13 protein-coding genes are annotated in these 14,311 nt (G+C 69.8%); 5 read left to right on the top strand and 8 right to left on the bottom strand.

Annotation, left to right across the window (positions count from 1 at the left end; genetic code table 11):
* Window positions 1–169 precede the first annotated feature (169 nt).
* From K309_RS0104765 to K309_RS0104750, 4 genes are all read right to left on the bottom strand, one after another.
* The gene (locus K309_RS0104765) at window positions 170–1,501 is read right to left on the bottom strand and encodes an ATP-binding protein (protein ID WP_029045352.1); all 1,332 of its coding nucleotides are present in this window, start codon (window positions 1,499–1,501) and stop codon (window positions 170–172) included.
* Window positions 1,502–1,515: 14 nt separating this feature from the next.
* A complete protein-coding gene (locus K309_RS0104760) occupies window positions 1,516–2,229 on the bottom strand; it encodes a response regulator (protein ID WP_029045351.1) in 714 nt (237 codons plus the stop codon).
* A gap of 88 nt (window positions 2,230–2,317) precedes the next feature.
* A complete protein-coding gene (locus K309_RS0104755) occupies window positions 2,318–2,620 on the bottom strand; it encodes an EF-hand domain-containing protein (RefSeq protein WP_029045350.1) in 303 nt (100 codons plus the stop codon).
* A gap of 87 nt (window positions 2,621–2,707) precedes the next feature.
* Entirely contained in the window at window positions 2,708–3,736 is a 1,029-nt protein-coding gene (locus K309_RS0104750; protein WP_084402353.1) for a hypothetical protein, read from the bottom strand.
* A 254-nt stretch (window positions 3,737–3,990) separates the two neighbouring features.
* On the opposite strand from K309_RS0104750, the gene K309_RS0104745 reads away from it, so the two are divergent.
* Window positions 3,991–4,905 (top strand): sterol desaturase family protein, encoded by a 915-nt coding sequence (locus K309_RS0104745; protein WP_029045348.1) that lies wholly within the window; start codon window positions 3,991–3,993, stop codon window positions 4,903–4,905.
* Between the two features lie 101 nt (window positions 4,906–5,006).
* Here the strand turns inward: K309_RS0104745 and K309_RS0104740 are convergent, their stop codons facing one another.
* Window positions 5,007–6,584, bottom strand: coding sequence for an AMP-binding protein (locus tag K309_RS0104740; protein WP_029045347.1), 1,578 nt, complete (start codon window positions 6,582–6,584; stop codon window positions 5,007–5,009).
* 188 nt (window positions 6,585–6,772) lie between these two features.
* On the opposite strand from K309_RS0104740, the gene K309_RS0104735 reads away from it, so the two are divergent.
* Window positions 6,773–6,982: a DUF2905 domain-containing protein gene (locus K309_RS0104735; RefSeq protein WP_029045346.1), complete on the top strand. Its 210-nt coding sequence runs from the start codon at window positions 6,773–6,775 to the stop codon at window positions 6,980–6,982.
* Between the two features lie 16 nt (window positions 6,983–6,998).
* Here K309_RS0104735 and K309_RS42810 read toward each other — a convergent pair whose 3' ends face one another.
* Window positions 6,999–7,967: a methyl-accepting chemotaxis protein gene (locus K309_RS42810; protein ID WP_232232309.1), complete on the bottom strand. Its 969-nt coding sequence runs from the start codon at window positions 7,965–7,967 to the stop codon at window positions 6,999–7,001.
* A 202-nt stretch (window positions 7,968–8,169) separates the two neighbouring features.
* Here K309_RS42810 and K309_RS42805 point away from each other — a divergent pair, with 202 nt between their 5' ends.
* The gene (locus tag K309_RS42805; RefSeq protein WP_035876802.1) at window positions 8,170–8,403 is read left to right on the top strand and encodes a hypothetical protein; all 234 of its coding nucleotides are present in this window, start codon (window positions 8,170–8,172) and stop codon (window positions 8,401–8,403) included.
* A 728-nt stretch (window positions 8,404–9,131) separates the two neighbouring features.
* On the opposite strand, the gene K309_RS35970 is transcribed toward K309_RS42805, so the two are convergent.
* Window positions 9,132–10,172, bottom strand: coding sequence for a LysR family transcriptional regulator (locus tag K309_RS35970; RefSeq protein ID WP_051320330.1), 1,041 nt, complete (start codon window positions 10,170–10,172; stop codon window positions 9,132–9,134).
* 151 nt (window positions 10,173–10,323) lie between these two features.
* On the opposite strand from K309_RS35970, the gene K309_RS0104720 reads away from it, so the two are divergent.
* Together K309_RS0104720 and K309_RS0104715 are read left to right on the top strand one after the other, a co-directional pair.
* Window positions 10,324–11,562 (top strand): MFS transporter, encoded by a 1,239-nt coding sequence (locus tag K309_RS0104720; RefSeq protein WP_035876799.1) that lies wholly within the window; start codon window positions 10,324–10,326, stop codon window positions 11,560–11,562.
* Between the two features lie 127 nt (window positions 11,563–11,689).
* Window positions 11,690–12,301 (top strand): OB-fold protein, encoded by a 612-nt coding sequence (locus K309_RS0104715; RefSeq protein WP_029045344.1) that lies wholly within the window; start codon window positions 11,690–11,692, stop codon window positions 12,299–12,301.
* An 86-nt stretch (window positions 12,302–12,387) separates the two neighbouring features.
* Here the strand turns inward: K309_RS0104715 and K309_RS0104710 are convergent, their stop codons facing one another.
* On the bottom strand, window positions 12,388–14,292 hold the full coding sequence (locus K309_RS0104710; protein ID WP_232232308.1) for a sensor histidine kinase: 1,905 nt from the start codon (window positions 14,290–14,292) through the stop codon (window positions 12,388–12,390).
* Between the last annotated feature and the right edge of the window lie 19 nt (window positions 14,293–14,311).

The following is a 14,311-nucleotide window of genomic DNA, read 5'->3' as shown; positions in this document are numbered from 1 at the left end:
TGCATCAGGGAATCGCAAACCATCGGGAGCGTCTTGCCGCGCTGCCTGGTTCGGTGTTGCCGTGCGGCATCGCGGTGACGGGAGTATGGGAAAAACCCGCGCTCGGCGCCATGTGGGAATTATTTCGCGCCATGTCACGGCGCGGCGGGCCGGGCAGCAAGGGGGGGCGCTACGCCGCCGGTGACTGCAGCGGCAGCGCCACCACCGCTTCAAGCCCGCCGCCATCGCGCGGGCGGAACTGCAGCGAGCCGCCGTGCAGCCGCGCGATGCGCTCGACGATGGCCAACCCAAGCCCTGTGCCGCCCGCGTGGCCGCGCGCATTGGCGCCGCGGCTAAAGGGCGCCTTGAGCTGCTCCAGCTCATGCGCGGCGATGCCGGTGCCGCGGTCGCCGACCGCCACGTAGGCGCACGCGGCATCGCGCCAGGTGCGCACGCTGAAGCCTGACTTGCCGTAGACGACAGCGTTCTGCATCAGGTTCATCAGCAGCCGCATCAGGCTGACAGGGCGATAGGGAACCGGCGGCAATTCGGCCAGCGACAGCTCGAACTCATGCCCCAGGCCGGCGAAGTCGGCGGCGAGCTGCGACACCAGCGCGTTGACGTCGCCGGGCTGCGGCTGCTCTTTTTCGCCGCTGCCGGCGTAGTCCATGAACTGCTGCAGGATGGTCTCGATGTGGTCCAGGTAGCCCTCGGCCGAGGCCACGAACGCGTCGTCGGCGCCGCGCGGGATGGACATGGCCATGGCCAGGCGCAGCTTGGTCAGTGGCGTGCGGATGTCGTGCGAGACACCCGCCAGCATCAGTGCCCTCGTCTGCTCGGCCTGCTGCAACGCCTGCGTCATCTGGTTGAAGGCGCCGCTGACCTGGGCGATCTCGGTCGGGCCGTCGGTCGGCAGTGGTGGCGGTGTCGATCCGGCGCGAATGTCCTGCGCGGCATGCGCCAGGTCCTGCAGCGGCCGGTTCAGGTGGCGCTGGATCAGGTACCCGGTCAGTGCCGCGAGCAGCGCCAGCGCGGTCGACAGCGCCAGCGCCGTGGCGATGCCGCCGACGCGCACGTCCTCGCTGATCGGCAGGCCGATCCAGCGGGGTTGGCCGCCCACATGCATGCGAATCCAGAGTTGCTCGGCCTCGCCGGCCTGCCATCGCACCGGCATGTCGGCGGGCAGGTGGCGCCGCAGCGCCTCCATGAAGACATCGCGTTGCCAGGTGCGCAACAGGTGCTGCAGGTCGGCCGCGGGTTTCGCGGCGGCATGCTCGGGCTCTTGCGCCTGCGCACCCATGCGCGTGGCCGCGACACCGCTGGGGTCAAGCGGTATTGCCGCCACCACGCGGTCGAGCGTGCGCACGTAATCGGCAAAGACAATGGCGGCGCGCTCGATGCGCGGGCGCTGCACGTAATGCAGCAGCACCGTCAGCGAGCACGCCTGGGTAACGGCCACCAGCGCCACCAGCAGCAGGATATTGCGCGCCAGCAGCGAGCGCGGCAGCAGGCGCCTGAACATGGGCGACGAACGCGTCACGATTCCACACCGGCGACCAGCATGTAGCCAACGCCCCACACGGTCTTGATAAAGCGCGGCTTGGACGGATCGTCTTCGACGATCTGGCGCAGCCGCAGGATCTGCACGTCGATGCTGCGGTCGAGCGCGTCATGGTCGCGCCCGCGCGCCCGCGCCAGCAGGTTCTCGCGGCTGACCGCACGGTTCGGCGACGATCCCAGCGCGTGCAGCAGCAGCATCTGCGCCGAATGCACTTCGACCGGCTCGCCGCCGCGCAGCAGCGTCTGCTTGCCGACATCGAAGGTGAAGTCGCCGAAGCGCAGCCTCTGCGTGGTCACGGTGGGGTCGCCGGCCGACATCTTCTGCCGGCGCAGCAGCGCGCGGATGCGCGCCACCAGTTCGTCCGGCACGAAGGGCTTGGCGAGGTAGTCGTCGGCACCCGTTTCCAGGCCGGCGACACGGTCCATCGGGTCGCCCCTGGCCGTCAGCATCAGGATCGGCAGCGTGTGGCCCTCGGCCCGCAGGCGCTTGCAGATGGTGAGGCCGTCCTCGGGCTCCATCATCAGGTCGAGCACCAGCAGGTCGTGCGGCTCGCGCTGCAGGTACTTGTCGAGCTGCTTGCCGTCGGCCACCGCGCGCACGCGGAAGCCGTGCCCGGTCAGGAAGCGTTGCAGCATGTTGCGCAGCTCGGCTTCATCGTCGAGCACGACAATCCTGTTCACCTGTTCCATCACGGGTCTCCGGCGATGCCGGCGTGCCGGCGGCTTGCTGTCCCGACTTTCAGCGCCAGGCTTCAGCGCATGACATCAGCGCATGACATCAGCGCGATATCTTCTTCTGCTTCATGAACGCCTCGATCTGCGGCAGCGTCACGTAGCCCAGCCGCTGCGTATCGATCTGGTCGAAGTGGCTCGCAACCATCGGCATGCCGGCCTGCGCCTGCTCGCGGGTCAGCTTGCCGTCCCGCGTGGTGTTCGCGCCGGCGAAACGCTCCTGCAGCTGCTGCAACGCACGCTCGGCCCGTACTCCACCGGCGCCTGCCGCTGCGGGCAGTTCGGCACTTTGTGCCCAGGCGCCTGCAGAAACAATACACAACATAAGCACTGCAATCATCTTCTTCATGGTGGACTCCGTGGGACGGCCGGCGCCGCCGGCGATAGTCAGGGCAGTTGGCAAGGGGAAATCGATGGGGGAAGCACGTCGATGCGCTCAGACCACGTGGGCGGGCACCCACACACCGCCGGCCCAGTGGCCGGGAATCATGACGGCCGGGCGGCCGACGTAGACCGCGCGCGGTGCGAAATAGACCGTGCGCGGCACCGGTGCGGCGACCACGACACGGACCGGCGGCGGCGGGGCAAGCACGACCTTCGCGGGCGGCGGCACGTACACCGTGGCGGGCGCCGGGGCCGGCACGTAGACCGGCGCCGGGGGCGGCGGCGTGACCACCACCGGCGGCGTGCCGACCGCCACCGCCATACCCGCCGTACCCGCCGTACCCGCCGTACCCGCCGTGCCGACGGCAGCCACAGTGCTTACCGTTCCGACCGTGGCGACTGTCGTGCCGCCGGTCGCTACCGCCGCGCCGTGGACCACCGTAGTGCCGCCGCCGGTGGTCACGACCCCAGGCGCCACGCTGGTGGCGCTGCCCGAGTGCGTGACGGTACCGCCCTGCGCACCGGTCACGGTACCCGAGCGGTAGCAGGTCGAGCCGGCGCAGCTGGTCGAAGCGGCGTGCCCGTAGCTATTGCCATTTGCGCCAGTGACGGTGCCGGACGATGAGTACTGCCCCATGCCTTCGCGGGTCAGGCTGCCAGAGGCGGTGGCAGTCTGGCCATTGGGGCCGGTCAGGTCGCCGCTGTGCGAGCAGGTGCCGCCTGCGCAACTGGTGCTGCCGTCGTGCTGCACCGAGCGGCCGTCGGGACCGATGGCGGTGCCGCTGTTGCTGAACTGGCCCGGCGCGCTGCGTGTGACGGTGCCGGTGCTGGTGGCCAGGCCGCCACGCGGGCCTTCGATGCCGCCGGCGTGCGAGCAGCTGCCGCCACCACAGGCGCCGATATGCCCGGTGTTGAACGTGCCGCGCGGCGTGCAGGCCGTGCCGTGCCCGCCAAATGCGGCAAAGGCGGGCGTGCTCGACAGGATCACCAGCGCACCGCCGGCAATGCCGAGCAGGCGGGGCAGGCGCAGCTTGCGAGTCGGGCGCAGGGAGCTTTCGGTATGGGCGGGGCGTTTCGTCATGGCAGGTCCTTCTGGTTCGGTTCATGCCGCGCACCGTGTCGCGGCGACGGTCGGACTATAGGCAAGCGACCACGGCTTTTCGCGGTGGAAAAGATGTCGCGGTGTTACACCGCCCGCGGCCCGCTACGCATGACATACGGCGAAATAATTGCTGCATGGCGCCGCAAGGGTCCAGCCACTACCTTTGCCTCACCGACGCAGCAAGCAGCCAACCCCGCAAGCCAAGCGTCCCACTTCACCGCACTGGACCCGACATGCACAACCTCGGAAAATTCACGCTCTACGTCACGGCGTTTATCGTGGCGGTATCGCTGGTCGAAGCCTTCGTTCTGGCACGCAAGGCGAACCGCCAGGGCAAGGCCTACCCCTGGCATGAAGTCGCCCTGTCGCTGGCCGACCTGGCAGGCCGCAAGCTGCTGGCGCTGCTGCCGCTGTCGCTGGCCACGCCGGTGTTCGCGTTTGCCTGGCAGCACCGCATCTTCACGGTCGAGATCAACAGTGCGCTGGCCGTGCTGCTGCTCTTTCTCGGACAAGAGTTCTGCTACTACTGGTACCACCGCGCCTCGCACCGCATCCGCTTCTTCTGGGCCACGCACGCGGTGCACCACTCACCGAACGAGCTGACGCTGGGCACCGCCTATCGCCTGGGCTGGACCGGCAAGATCACCGGCACCGCCATCTTCTTCGCGCCGCTGGTTTTCCTGGGCGTTCGTCCCGACGTGGTGCTGGCCACGGTGAGCCTGAACCTGCTGTACCAGTTCTGGCTGCATACCACCTGGATCCCCAAGCTGGGCTGGCTCGAATACGTGTTCAATACCCCGTCGGCGCACCGCGTGCACCATGCTTCGAACATCGACTACCTCGATGCCAACTTCGGCGGCGTGCTGATCATCTTCGACCGCCTGTTCGGTACCTATGTGGAAGAGCGTGAAGAAGAGCCCTGCCGCTTCGGCCTGGTCCACCCGACCACCACGCACAACCCGCTCGTCAACCAGTTCGAGCACTGGGTCAGCCTGTTCGGCGACATGGCCAGGGCCGGCAGCGTGACCAAGGCAATCGGCTACCTGGTGATGCCCCCGGGCTGGACGCCGGACGGCAGCGGCGACACCACCGAAAGCCTGCGCCAGCAGGCCCAGGCGGAGCGGGCGGTGGCGGTGAACGCAAGCTGAACGGAATCCACGGAAGAAAAGCGCAGCGCGGCCTTGCCGCGCTGCGCTTCGTTGTTGTTTGCGAGGCGTCCCGCCGAAGCCCGCCGCAACGCAGCGTCGGCCTAGCCTTCTGCCAGCAGCGCGCGCAGCCGTGCCTTGGCCACCTTCTCCAGCGTCGAGCGCGGCAGACTGTCCACCAGCCGGATTTCGCGCGGCTGCTTGAAGTCGGCGAGCTGCGCCGCGCACACCTGTGCGATGCGCGCCGGCAGCCCGCCTTCGGGAGCCGGCGCGGCGATGACGAACGCAACCGGCACCTCGTCCAGCATCGGATGCTTGCGGCCGACCACCGCCACCTCGGCCACGCCCGGCACGGCCGCGATCACGCGCTCGATCTCGGACGCGGCGACGTTCTCGCCGCCCACCTTTAGCATGTCCTTGGCGCGGTCGGCAAAGTAGAGGGCGCCGTCGTGTCCCAATCGCACGCGGTCTCCGGTGATAAACAGCCCGTCATCGCGGAAGGCTGCGGCGGTGGCCTCGGGGTCGTTGGCGTATTCCAGGAACAGAGAGACGCCGCGCCGGCCGCGCACGTACAAGTCGCCGGTCTCGCCGGGCGCGACCGGCCTGCCGTCGGCATCGAGCACATGGATCTCGTAGCCCGGCGCGGGCCGCCCCATCGATAGTGGCGGATTGGGACGGTGCACCGAGCCGATGGTGCCGTGCGTGATGGTCTCGGTCATGCCCCACCAGCCGATGGTCTTGACGCGGAAATGCGCGTCGGTCGGCGGCGAGCTCACGCCGCTGCCCCACAGCCGGTAGCTGTGCCGCGGCGGCACCGGGTGCGCCAGCAGCGCGCGCACGCAGAACGGCACCATCGAGGTCCAGGTGCAGCGATGCCGCAGCGACACCGGCCAGAATCGCGAAGCCGAGAAGCGCGGCAGCAGCACCGCCGTGCCGCCGACCCATAGCGAGGCCAGCACCGAGTAGACCTGCGCGTTGGTATGGAACAGCGGCAGGTGGACCAGGTGGACGTCGTCCGGGCGCAGGTCTTCGTGCTGCGCGCACAGCCGCGCGCCCCACAGCGCATTGGCATGGGTCCACAGCACCGCCTTGGGCCGCGAGGTGGTGCCCGAGGTGTACTGGATGCCGAACGGCGCCAACGGGTCGTGCGGGCGCTCGGCCAGGGTGGCCGGGTCCGCTTCGACCTGGTCGAAGCGCAGGAAGCCGTCGCCGGGCGCGACAGCCGGCGCGCCGTTGTCGGTGGCGGTGACCGCGATCCACGCCAGCGCCGGCCCGGCGTCCCGCACCTGCGCGGCGAAGCGCGGCTGCGTGATGCCGGCCACCGCGCCGCTGTGGCGGGCGAAGTAGGCCAGCTCGTCGGCGCTCGAGCGGGTATTGGTGGTGACCGGCACCGCGCCGGCATAGGCGCAGCCCAGCCACGCGATCACCGATTCCGGACAGTTGTCCAGGTGCACCAGCACGCGCTCGCGCGGCTGCACGCCGCGTGCCTGCAGGCCGGCGGCAAAGCGGCGCACGGCCTGGCCGAAGGCGGCATGGGTCCAGGTGCGGCCCTCGCCTTCGAACGGCTCCCACACCAGGAACGGGTGGGCGCCGCGCAGCGCGGCCTGTTCGTCGACCAGGGTGCGGATATCGGCATTCTCAAACGGCGTGAGCGCGGTGAGCGGCGTGGGATTCTGGGTCATGAGGGGGCGGCTTCCGGTTGCGGCGGCGCGGGATGCGCAGGGGCCAGTATCGCGAAGCTGCGCCGCCGCACGACTCGTCGGAAGCGACGATATGGGCCGCCGGCGCCGCATGGCGGAATCCACGGCGCCCGCGCTGGTCGAACTGCTCAGCATCGTCCCGATACCAGACACCCTGTCCTCAACCCGCCATGCAACGCGTGCTCCTCATCCTCGGCTGCCTGCTGATCGCCGCCGCAGCAGCCTGGCCCTGGCTGTCTAAGCTGCCGTTCGAGCGCCTTGGCCGCCTGCCCGGCGACATCCATATCGTCCGCGACGGCTTCAGCTTCTACCTCCCGATCACGACCTGCATCCTGGTGTCGGTGGTGGTCTCGATCGTGATCTGGCTGCTGCGGCGCTGACCCCGCGCCACCGGAATCAGGCCGACCGAGCGTCGGTGCGGAACACCGCCATCGCGCGCTGCATCTGCTGCGCCTGCGCCTGCAGCGACTGCGCCGCGGCGGCCGCCTCCTCCACCAGCGCCGCGTTCTGCTGCGTGACCTGATCCATCTGCGCCACCGCCTGGTTGACCTGCGCGATGCCGCTGCTCTGCTCGCGCGAGGCATGGCTGATTTCGTCCATCATCGCCGTCACGCGCCGGATCGCGGCCACGGTGCTGTCCATGCTGGCGGTGGCATCCACCGCCAGCGACGTGCCAGAGGCCACCCGCTGCGCGGACTGCGAGATCAGCGTGCCGATTTCCCTGGCCGAGTTGCCGGCGCGCTGCGCCAGCCCGCGCACCTCGGACGCCACCACGGCGAAGCCGCGGCCGGCCTCGCCCGCGCGGGCTGCCTCCACCGCCGCGTTCAGTGCCAGGATATTGGTCTGGAAGGCAATGGCATCGATCACCGCGATGATGTCGACAATGCGACGCGAATCGGCCTCGATGTCCTGCATGGTCTGCTGCATGCGCCCTACCGCGGCGCCGCCGGCCAGCGCGATGTCCGATGCTTCGCGCGCGAGCTCGCTGGCCTGTGCGGCACTGCCGGCGTTCTGCTGCACGGTGGCGGTGAGCTGCTCCATGCTGGCCGCGGTCTGCTCCAGCGACGAGGCCTGCTCCTCGGTGCGCTGCGACAGGTCGATATTGCCCTGCGCGATCTCGCCGGCGGCAGCCAGCACGTTGTGTGCGCCGGCCTTGGTATCGCCGATCAGCCCGCGCCAGCTGTCCACCAGCGACAGCAGGTGGCGCTTGACTTCGCTGAACTCGTCGCGGCCGTGCACCGCCATGCGCAGGCTCAGGTCGCCGGCATTGATGCGGTCGACCATGTTCCCCACGGTGCGCACGTCGCCGCGCATGCCGCGGCTGAAGCCGCCGAACAAATAGAAGGCCAGGGCCAGCGCGACCACGCCCAGCGCCGGCGATCGCCGAAAACTCGTTGTTGGCGGCCAGCACGCCGTTGATCGCCGCGCTGGCTTCATCGAAATAGGTCTTGGCGTCGATGCCAATGCCGCTGGCGCCGAGCATCCGCACCTTGAGCGTGCGGTAGAAGTTGTCCATCGCCGCCAGCTGCTGCATGGCCGCGTCGACCTGCGGCTGGTATGCCGGCGCATGCCTGCCCACGCGCGCGACATCGCGCCGGACGGCTTCCAGGCCTTCCTGGATCTGCTCGGCGAGCGCGCCCAGGTCGGCCTGCTGCGCGGCATCGGCATAGCCGCCCTGCGCGATGATGCCAGCGCCGCGCCCGCGCGCCAGCGCGCTGTGCTCAGCCAGGCGCGGCATCGGGCCAACCAGCAGGCTGATCAGGTAGTACGCGCCGGCTTCGCCGTCGAGGGCGAGCTCTGAGCGCTCGGCCACGTCGGCGATGAACAGCTGTGTCTGCCTGACCAGCGCGCTGTGACGCTCGAACAGCGGGCCGGGCGTGGTGTTCAGGCCGAGGCCCCGGAGGTGCTGCCAGTCCTGCTCCAGCTTGCGCGCCGCTGGCTCGAGCGCAAAGCCGGGATTGGCGGTGGTGGCGCGCAGCAGTTCGGCGAGGTTGGCCGCGGCCTTGCCGTCGGCCGCGTCGAAGGTCGGCCGGAAGCCGGCGTTGCCGGCCAGTACGGTGTTCGCGGCACCGCGCCGGACCTGCGTCTCGCGCATGAAGTCGAGCGCGTGGCCGACGATGGCCAGGCCGCGCCGTTCGCTGTCGGTGGCGCGGATCGACTGCGCCGAGCCATGCAGCACGACGTACATGGCCCCGCACAGCGGCACGAGGAACAGCACTGCGATCAGGGTCAGTTTCTGGTTGATGTTCAGGCGCGCCATCAGGCGCTCGGCGGGGCGGAAAAAGGCGGTCATCGGCTCGGCTGGACTGGCAGGAAAGGGCTGGCAAGGGATTGGCTTTCCCCCCGGCTATCGGTTGCGTTTTCCAGGCCTGAAGCAAGAATTCCGATCATTTTGACGATGCGCAAACGGGGTGCAGAAAATGCCCCGCATCAGGGCAAAATGCACGCGCCGGGGGCAGGAAATCGTGCTTGCACGCGCAGCGACGGCGATGCCGCCGGAGCGCTTCGCGCAGTCGCCGCGAGCGTCGCCTATCGCTTTCCGGCCGTGGATTTGCTGGCCGCGGCCTGTGCCTGCCTGCGCCGCGCGCGCGGCGGCTGCACGCCAGCCATGGCAGGCACAGCCTCGCGCATCGCATCGATGAACAACCTGAGCCTCGCGGGGTAGAAGCTGGCGTAGGGATAGACCAGGTAGACCGGCAGCGGCTCGGCCTGCCACTCGGGCAACAGGTGCAGCAGATCGCCGCGCGCGATGTCGTCGGCGAAGATCCACGCCGAGCCCACGCCGACGCCCAGCCCTTGCAGCGCCGCAGCGCGCAACGCGTACAGGCTGTCGGTGCTCAGCCGCGGCCGGAACCGGAGTTCGCGGCAGTCGCCGCTGGCCGCGTGCGACAGCGTCATCGCCTGGCGGTAGAAGGTGTGCAGCGCCAGCCAGGGCAGCGCCTCCAGTTCCTCGGGCTGGCGCGGCAGCCGCCGGCCTTCGAACAGCGCCGGCGCGCCAACCGCCAGGCGCGGCACTTCGGCCAGCCTGACAGCAACCATTCCAGGCTCGCGTACCTCCCCGACATGCACGGCGCAATCGATGGCCTCGGCGATGAAGTCCGGGGTGCGGTCATGCAGCAGCCACTCCACCGCGACCTGGCCGTACTGGTGCATGTAGGCTGCCAGCGGCGGCACCATCAGGTCCTGGCCGAAGGCATGCGGCACCACCACGCGCAGGGTGCCTTCGGGCGCGTAGCCGGCGCCGCGCAGGTCAGCCTCAAGCGTCGCCCAGTCGCCGACCAGCGCCTTGGCGCGCTCGTAGCAGCGCTCGCCGTCTTCGGTCAGCTTCATCGCATGCGTGGAGCGCTGCAGCAGGCGCACGCCCAGTTGCCGCTCCAGCGCCTGCAGGCGGCGGCTGACCGTGGGCTGCGTGGTCCGCAGTTGCGCGGCGGCCTGCGACAGGCTGCCCGCCTCGACGATGCGCACGAAGGTCTGCAGCAGTTCGATGCGGTCGGCGCCGGCGCTGGCCGGAGCAGGGTCCAGGCTGTCGGCCCGTGCCTTGGGCACTGCGATGGTTCGCGGTCTGGTCATGCGCGCCTCGTATAGCCGTTGTTCACCGCACACCTCTACCAGAAAAGGCGGGGGCGGGACAACATCTGCATCCATCGCATCCACTGCACCGATTGCGTCGATTGCGGATCTGCCTTTTTCAACGAAATCACCTGATTCAGGGATACCGACCATGTCCTGCCTTTCCACCTCGCCCGCCACTGCGGCCGCGACGCCATCGCCGGCCCCGGCGCCGGCACTGCCGGCGCGCCTGGTATTGATGCTTGCCACTGCCGCCGGCCTCGCCGTCGCCTCGCTGTACTACAGCCAGCCCATGCTCGGCATCATGGGGCCGGACCTGCACACCTCGGGCACGGCTGTTGGCGCCATCCCGACGCTGACGCAGCTTGGCTATGCGCTGGGCATCCTGCTGCTGGCACCGCTCGGCGACCGCTTCGACCGCCGCCGCATCATCCTGGCCAAGTCGGCGGCACTGGCGGCCGCCCTGCTGCTGGCCGGGCTGGCGCCCGGCATCGGCATGGTGCTGGCGGCGAGCCTGGCCATCGGCCTGTCCGCCACGATGGCGCAGGACATCGTGCCCGCCGCGGCGGCGCTGGCGCCCGACGCGCAGCGTGGCAAGGTGGTGGGCACGGTCATGACCGGGCTGCTGCTCGGCATCCTGCTGTCGCGCGTGGTCAGCGGCTTTATCGCCGCGCATTTCGGCTGGCGCGCGATGCTGATCGCCGCCGCCGGCAGCATCGCCGCGATGGCGCTGGTGGCGCAGCGCAGCCTGCCGCGATTCGCCCCGACCGCGGTGATGCCCTACCGCGCGCTGCTCGGCTCGTTGCTGACGCTGTGGCGCCGGCATGGCGACCTGCGCCGCGCCGCGCTGGCGCAGGCGTTGCTGTCGGTCGGCTTCAGCGCGTTCTGGTCGACGCTGGCGGTAATGCTGCATGGCGCCCCGTTCCACCTTGGCAGCGAAGCCGCCGGCGCGTTCGGGCTGGCCGGTGCGGCAGGCGCGCTGGGCGCCCCGATCGCCGGCCGCATCGCCGACCACCGCGGCCCGCAGGCGGTGACCCGGCTCGGCGCCGCGCTCGCCGCGCTGTCCTTTGCCGCCATGCTGCTGGCGCCATGGCTGTCGCCGCAGGCGCAACTCGGGCTGCTGGTGGCCGCCGCCGTCGGCTTCGACCTGGGCGTGCAGGTGACGCTGGTCGCGCACCAGACCATCGTCTATGGCATCGACCCGGGCGCACGCAGCCGGCTGAACGCGGTGCTGTTCGTCTGCATGTTTGCCGGCATGGCGGCAGGTGCAGCGCTCGGCAGCCTGGCTCTGGCGCATGCCGGCTGGACGGGCGTGGCAGCGCTCGCCACGGCCACGTCCCTGGCCGCGCTGGCGGTGCGGATGCTGCCGTCAGGAAACGGGGGGCGCTGATCCCCCGAACGGGGGTTATTTCCGGGTTTTATCGCCTTTTTGCCACTTCTGTCAGCTCTTGGCGTGCGTACGCTACAATGCGCGGCGTCGGCCGACGGGGCTGACCCGATCGAGGAGAAAAAAAGAAATGAAATCCGGAAAGGTGGTATTGGCACTGGCGCTGGCCAGCCTGCTGGCGGGGTGTGAATCGATGGACGGGGCCATGTCAGGCATCAGCGGCGCGCTGGACAGCACGGGCGACGTGCTCAGCGGAGACTTCCGCATGCTGGCGGATCCGAAGCAGGCATCACTGGGCGATATCTGGACAGACTGGAAGAAGAACGAGATCACGGCCAAGAAGAAGTGGGACCAGCAGGCGATCCTGGTGTCCGGCACGGTTACCCGCATCACCCGGGTCGACGGGCTGGCCGGCGTGTCGAGCGACAAGATCGCGGTCTACTTCAAGGATTCGGTCAACCCGAGCTGCACCGGCAAGGCGCTGATGCGGGACGCGCTGATGGTCAACCAGAAGAAGATCAGCAACCTGTCGACCGGCGACAAGATCAATGTCACCGGCGTGCTGGCCACGAGCGACTCGGAATGGGCGCAGAACAGCAACACCGAGTGCTATTTCGCCTTCAGCAAGTCGAAGATCGAACCGGCACCGGCCACCACCGCGAGCGCCGCAGCGCCGGCCAGGGCGGCGGCGAGCAGCAAGACGGCCAAGACCTCGTCAACGAAGCCTGCCACCAAGAAGTAACAAGCAAGGCTTCCAGCGGGCGGTGACGGAGGGCTGCTCCGCTCATCGCCCGGCCTGCGCCCTGGCATGCAGCCGCCACGGCACGATCATGCCGTGGGTGCCAGCGCCTCCCCTTCCTCGCCGTCCTCCTCTTCCGCCGGCGGCGCGAGCGGCAGCTCGATCGTCAGCGTGGTCTGGCCCGGCAGCGATTGCAGTTGCAGCCGCCCGCTGATCGCTGCCGCACGCACCTGCATATTGCGCAGCCCGCGCCCGCCGCGCGTGGCGCCGGTGTCGAAGCCGCGCCCGTCATCGGCCAGCCTGATGCGGATCACCTGCGCCACCGGGTCGGCATGCGCGGCCAGCGTGATCGCGCTGGCGTTGGCGTGCTGCAGCACGTTGGTGATGCCCTCGAGCAGCAGGTACTGCAGCTCCTGCACCTTGCGCGCGGTGAAGTGGGGCAGCACCGGCAGCCGCTCGACCTGCCAGTGGATGGCGATGCCGGCCTCTTCGATGCGCGGCCCCAGCCGGTAGCGCAGATTGCCCAGCACCGCCGCGAGGTCGCCGCCGGTGTCCTGCATGGCATCGATGGAGAGCTTGAGCGAGTCCAGCGCATGCCGCACCTGCCCGGCGATTTGCGCGCGGCTGGGCTGGCCCGACTCCAGCATCGACAGCGTGGTGACCAGCTGGCTGCCGAGGCCGTCGTGCATGTCGCGCAGGATGCGGCTGCGCTCGCGCAGCGCGGTCTGCTCGGCGGCGATCTTCTGCGCGCGTGCGAATACCGCGCGCAACTCGGCCTCGCGCTGCGCCACGGGTTCGCTCAGCACCTGGTTGGCGCGCTGCAGGCTGCGCACCGCGCTGGTATAGCGCTCCACCAGCATCCACGCCATCACCACGCTGAACGGCACCGAGACGTAGCGGGTCATCGAGCGCACCCAGTAGTAGTCGCCGGTCAGCCACACGCGCAGCCAGTCGCCCAGGAACAGCACCGCCGACACGCCCACGGTGGCGGCCAGCAGCCTGGCCTCGCGGCTCGGATGCCGCAGCGCGGCCCACACCAGCGCAACCGAAACCGTCAGGATGATGCCGACCTTGGCCAGCCAGCTCAGTGGGAACACCAGTGGATGGCTCGACAGCGCGGCCAGCGGCGCCAGCACCGGCAGCGCCAGCCACAGGTAGGCGTTGAGCGTGCGGTGCAGCCAGCGCCAGGGCACGCGGATCACCAGCAGGCAGAATTTGGCGATGGCGCCGAGGAAGACCTCGCGCGCGGCGGCGACGATATAGCCCCGCAGCTCCGGCGGCAGTGCCAGGTCATCGACGAAATAGTCGAGCAGCCGAATGCTCCAGGCGATCTCGGCCAGGCCGTACAGGCCGAACAGCGGATCGCGCTGGCGCCACCAGATCAGCAGCGCGATGGTGCCGAGCACGGCGCCGAGGACGGCAACGATGAAGGGCCCGGCCACGCGCGCCATGAACGCGTCCTGGTAGCGCGCGCGCACCGCCTTGGCCGGCCCCACCGTGACCGGCAGCAGGCCGGCTCGTGAAAACGCGCGCGCCGCCACCGTGATGCGCAGCGTATTGCCGTGCTCGCGCACCAGCTCCGGCGGCAACGGCACATAGTACGGGCGCTTGGCCAGCGCGGATGACGGCGCGGTCAGGCTGCCGCCAGCCGCGACCAATATGCCGTTCAGGCGCACCTCGTAGCTGCCGCCCGCCCACGGCACGAACAGCCCTGCCGCTGCCGCCGCCGGCCAGCCGCGGTCGAAGCGCAGTTCGTAGACCGCCGTGCCGGACTTGCCCGGCAGCGCACGGTCCCAGTAGTCCGGCAGCGTCAGCGGCTGCGCCGGCAGCACGCTGCCGTCGCGCAGCGTGGCGCTGCGCACGGCCCGGGCCAGCTCCACCAGCCCGTCGCTTGCGGCCGGCGCAGCGCCGCGGGCCGGCGACGCCAGCCACGACAGCGGCAGCAGTACGGCAAGCAACGCAAGCACGGCAAGCACGGTCCGGGTGAGTCGCAACCAGGTTGGCGGCATGGCG

The organism is Cupriavidus phytohabitans (assembly GCF_000426345.1).
In the GTDB taxonomy this organism is placed as follows: Bacteria; Pseudomonadota; Gammaproteobacteria; order Burkholderiales; family Burkholderiaceae; genus Cupriavidus.
Note: the sequence above shows the minus strand (reverse complement) of the source record. Positions and strands in the feature narration are given on the sequence as shown.

Coding starts and splice junctions, on each gene's coding strand:
- K309_RS0104765 (WP_029045352.1), bottom strand. CDS start 1,501: ATGTTCAGGCGCCTGCTGCCGCGCTCGCTGCTGGCGCGCAATATCCTG.
- K309_RS0104760 (WP_029045351.1), bottom strand. CDS start 2,229: ATGGAACAGGTGAACAGGATTGTCGTGCTCGACGATGAAGCCGAGCTG.
- K309_RS0104755 (WP_029045350.1), bottom strand. CDS start 2,620: ATGAAGAAGATGATTGCAGTGCTTATGTTGTGTATTGTTTCTGCAGGC.
- K309_RS0104750 (WP_084402353.1), bottom strand. CDS start 3,736: ATGACGAAACGCCCCGCCCATACCGAAAGCTCCCTGCGCCCGACTCGC.
- K309_RS0104745 (WP_029045348.1), top strand. CDS start 3,991: ATGCACAACCTCGGAAAATTCACGCTCTACGTCACGGCGTTTATCGTG.
- K309_RS0104740 (WP_029045347.1), bottom strand. CDS start 6,584: ATGACCCAGAATCCCACGCCGCTCACCGCGCTCACGCCGTTTGAGAAT.
- K309_RS0104735 (WP_029045346.1), top strand. CDS start 6,773: ATGCAACGCGTGCTCCTCATCCTCGGCTGCCTGCTGATCGCCGCCGCA.
- K309_RS42805 (WP_035876802.1), top strand. CDS start 8,170: ATGCCTGCCCACGCGCGCGACATCGCGCCGGACGGCTTCCAGGCCTTC.
- K309_RS35970 (WP_051320330.1), bottom strand. CDS start 10,172: ATGACCAGACCGCGAACCATCGCAGTGCCCAAGGCACGGGCCGACAGC.
- K309_RS0104720 (WP_035876799.1), top strand. CDS start 10,324: ATGTCCTGCCTTTCCACCTCGCCCGCCACTGCGGCCGCGACGCCATCG.
- K309_RS0104715 (WP_029045344.1), top strand. CDS start 11,690: ATGAAATCCGGAAAGGTGGTATTGGCACTGGCGCTGGCCAGCCTGCTG.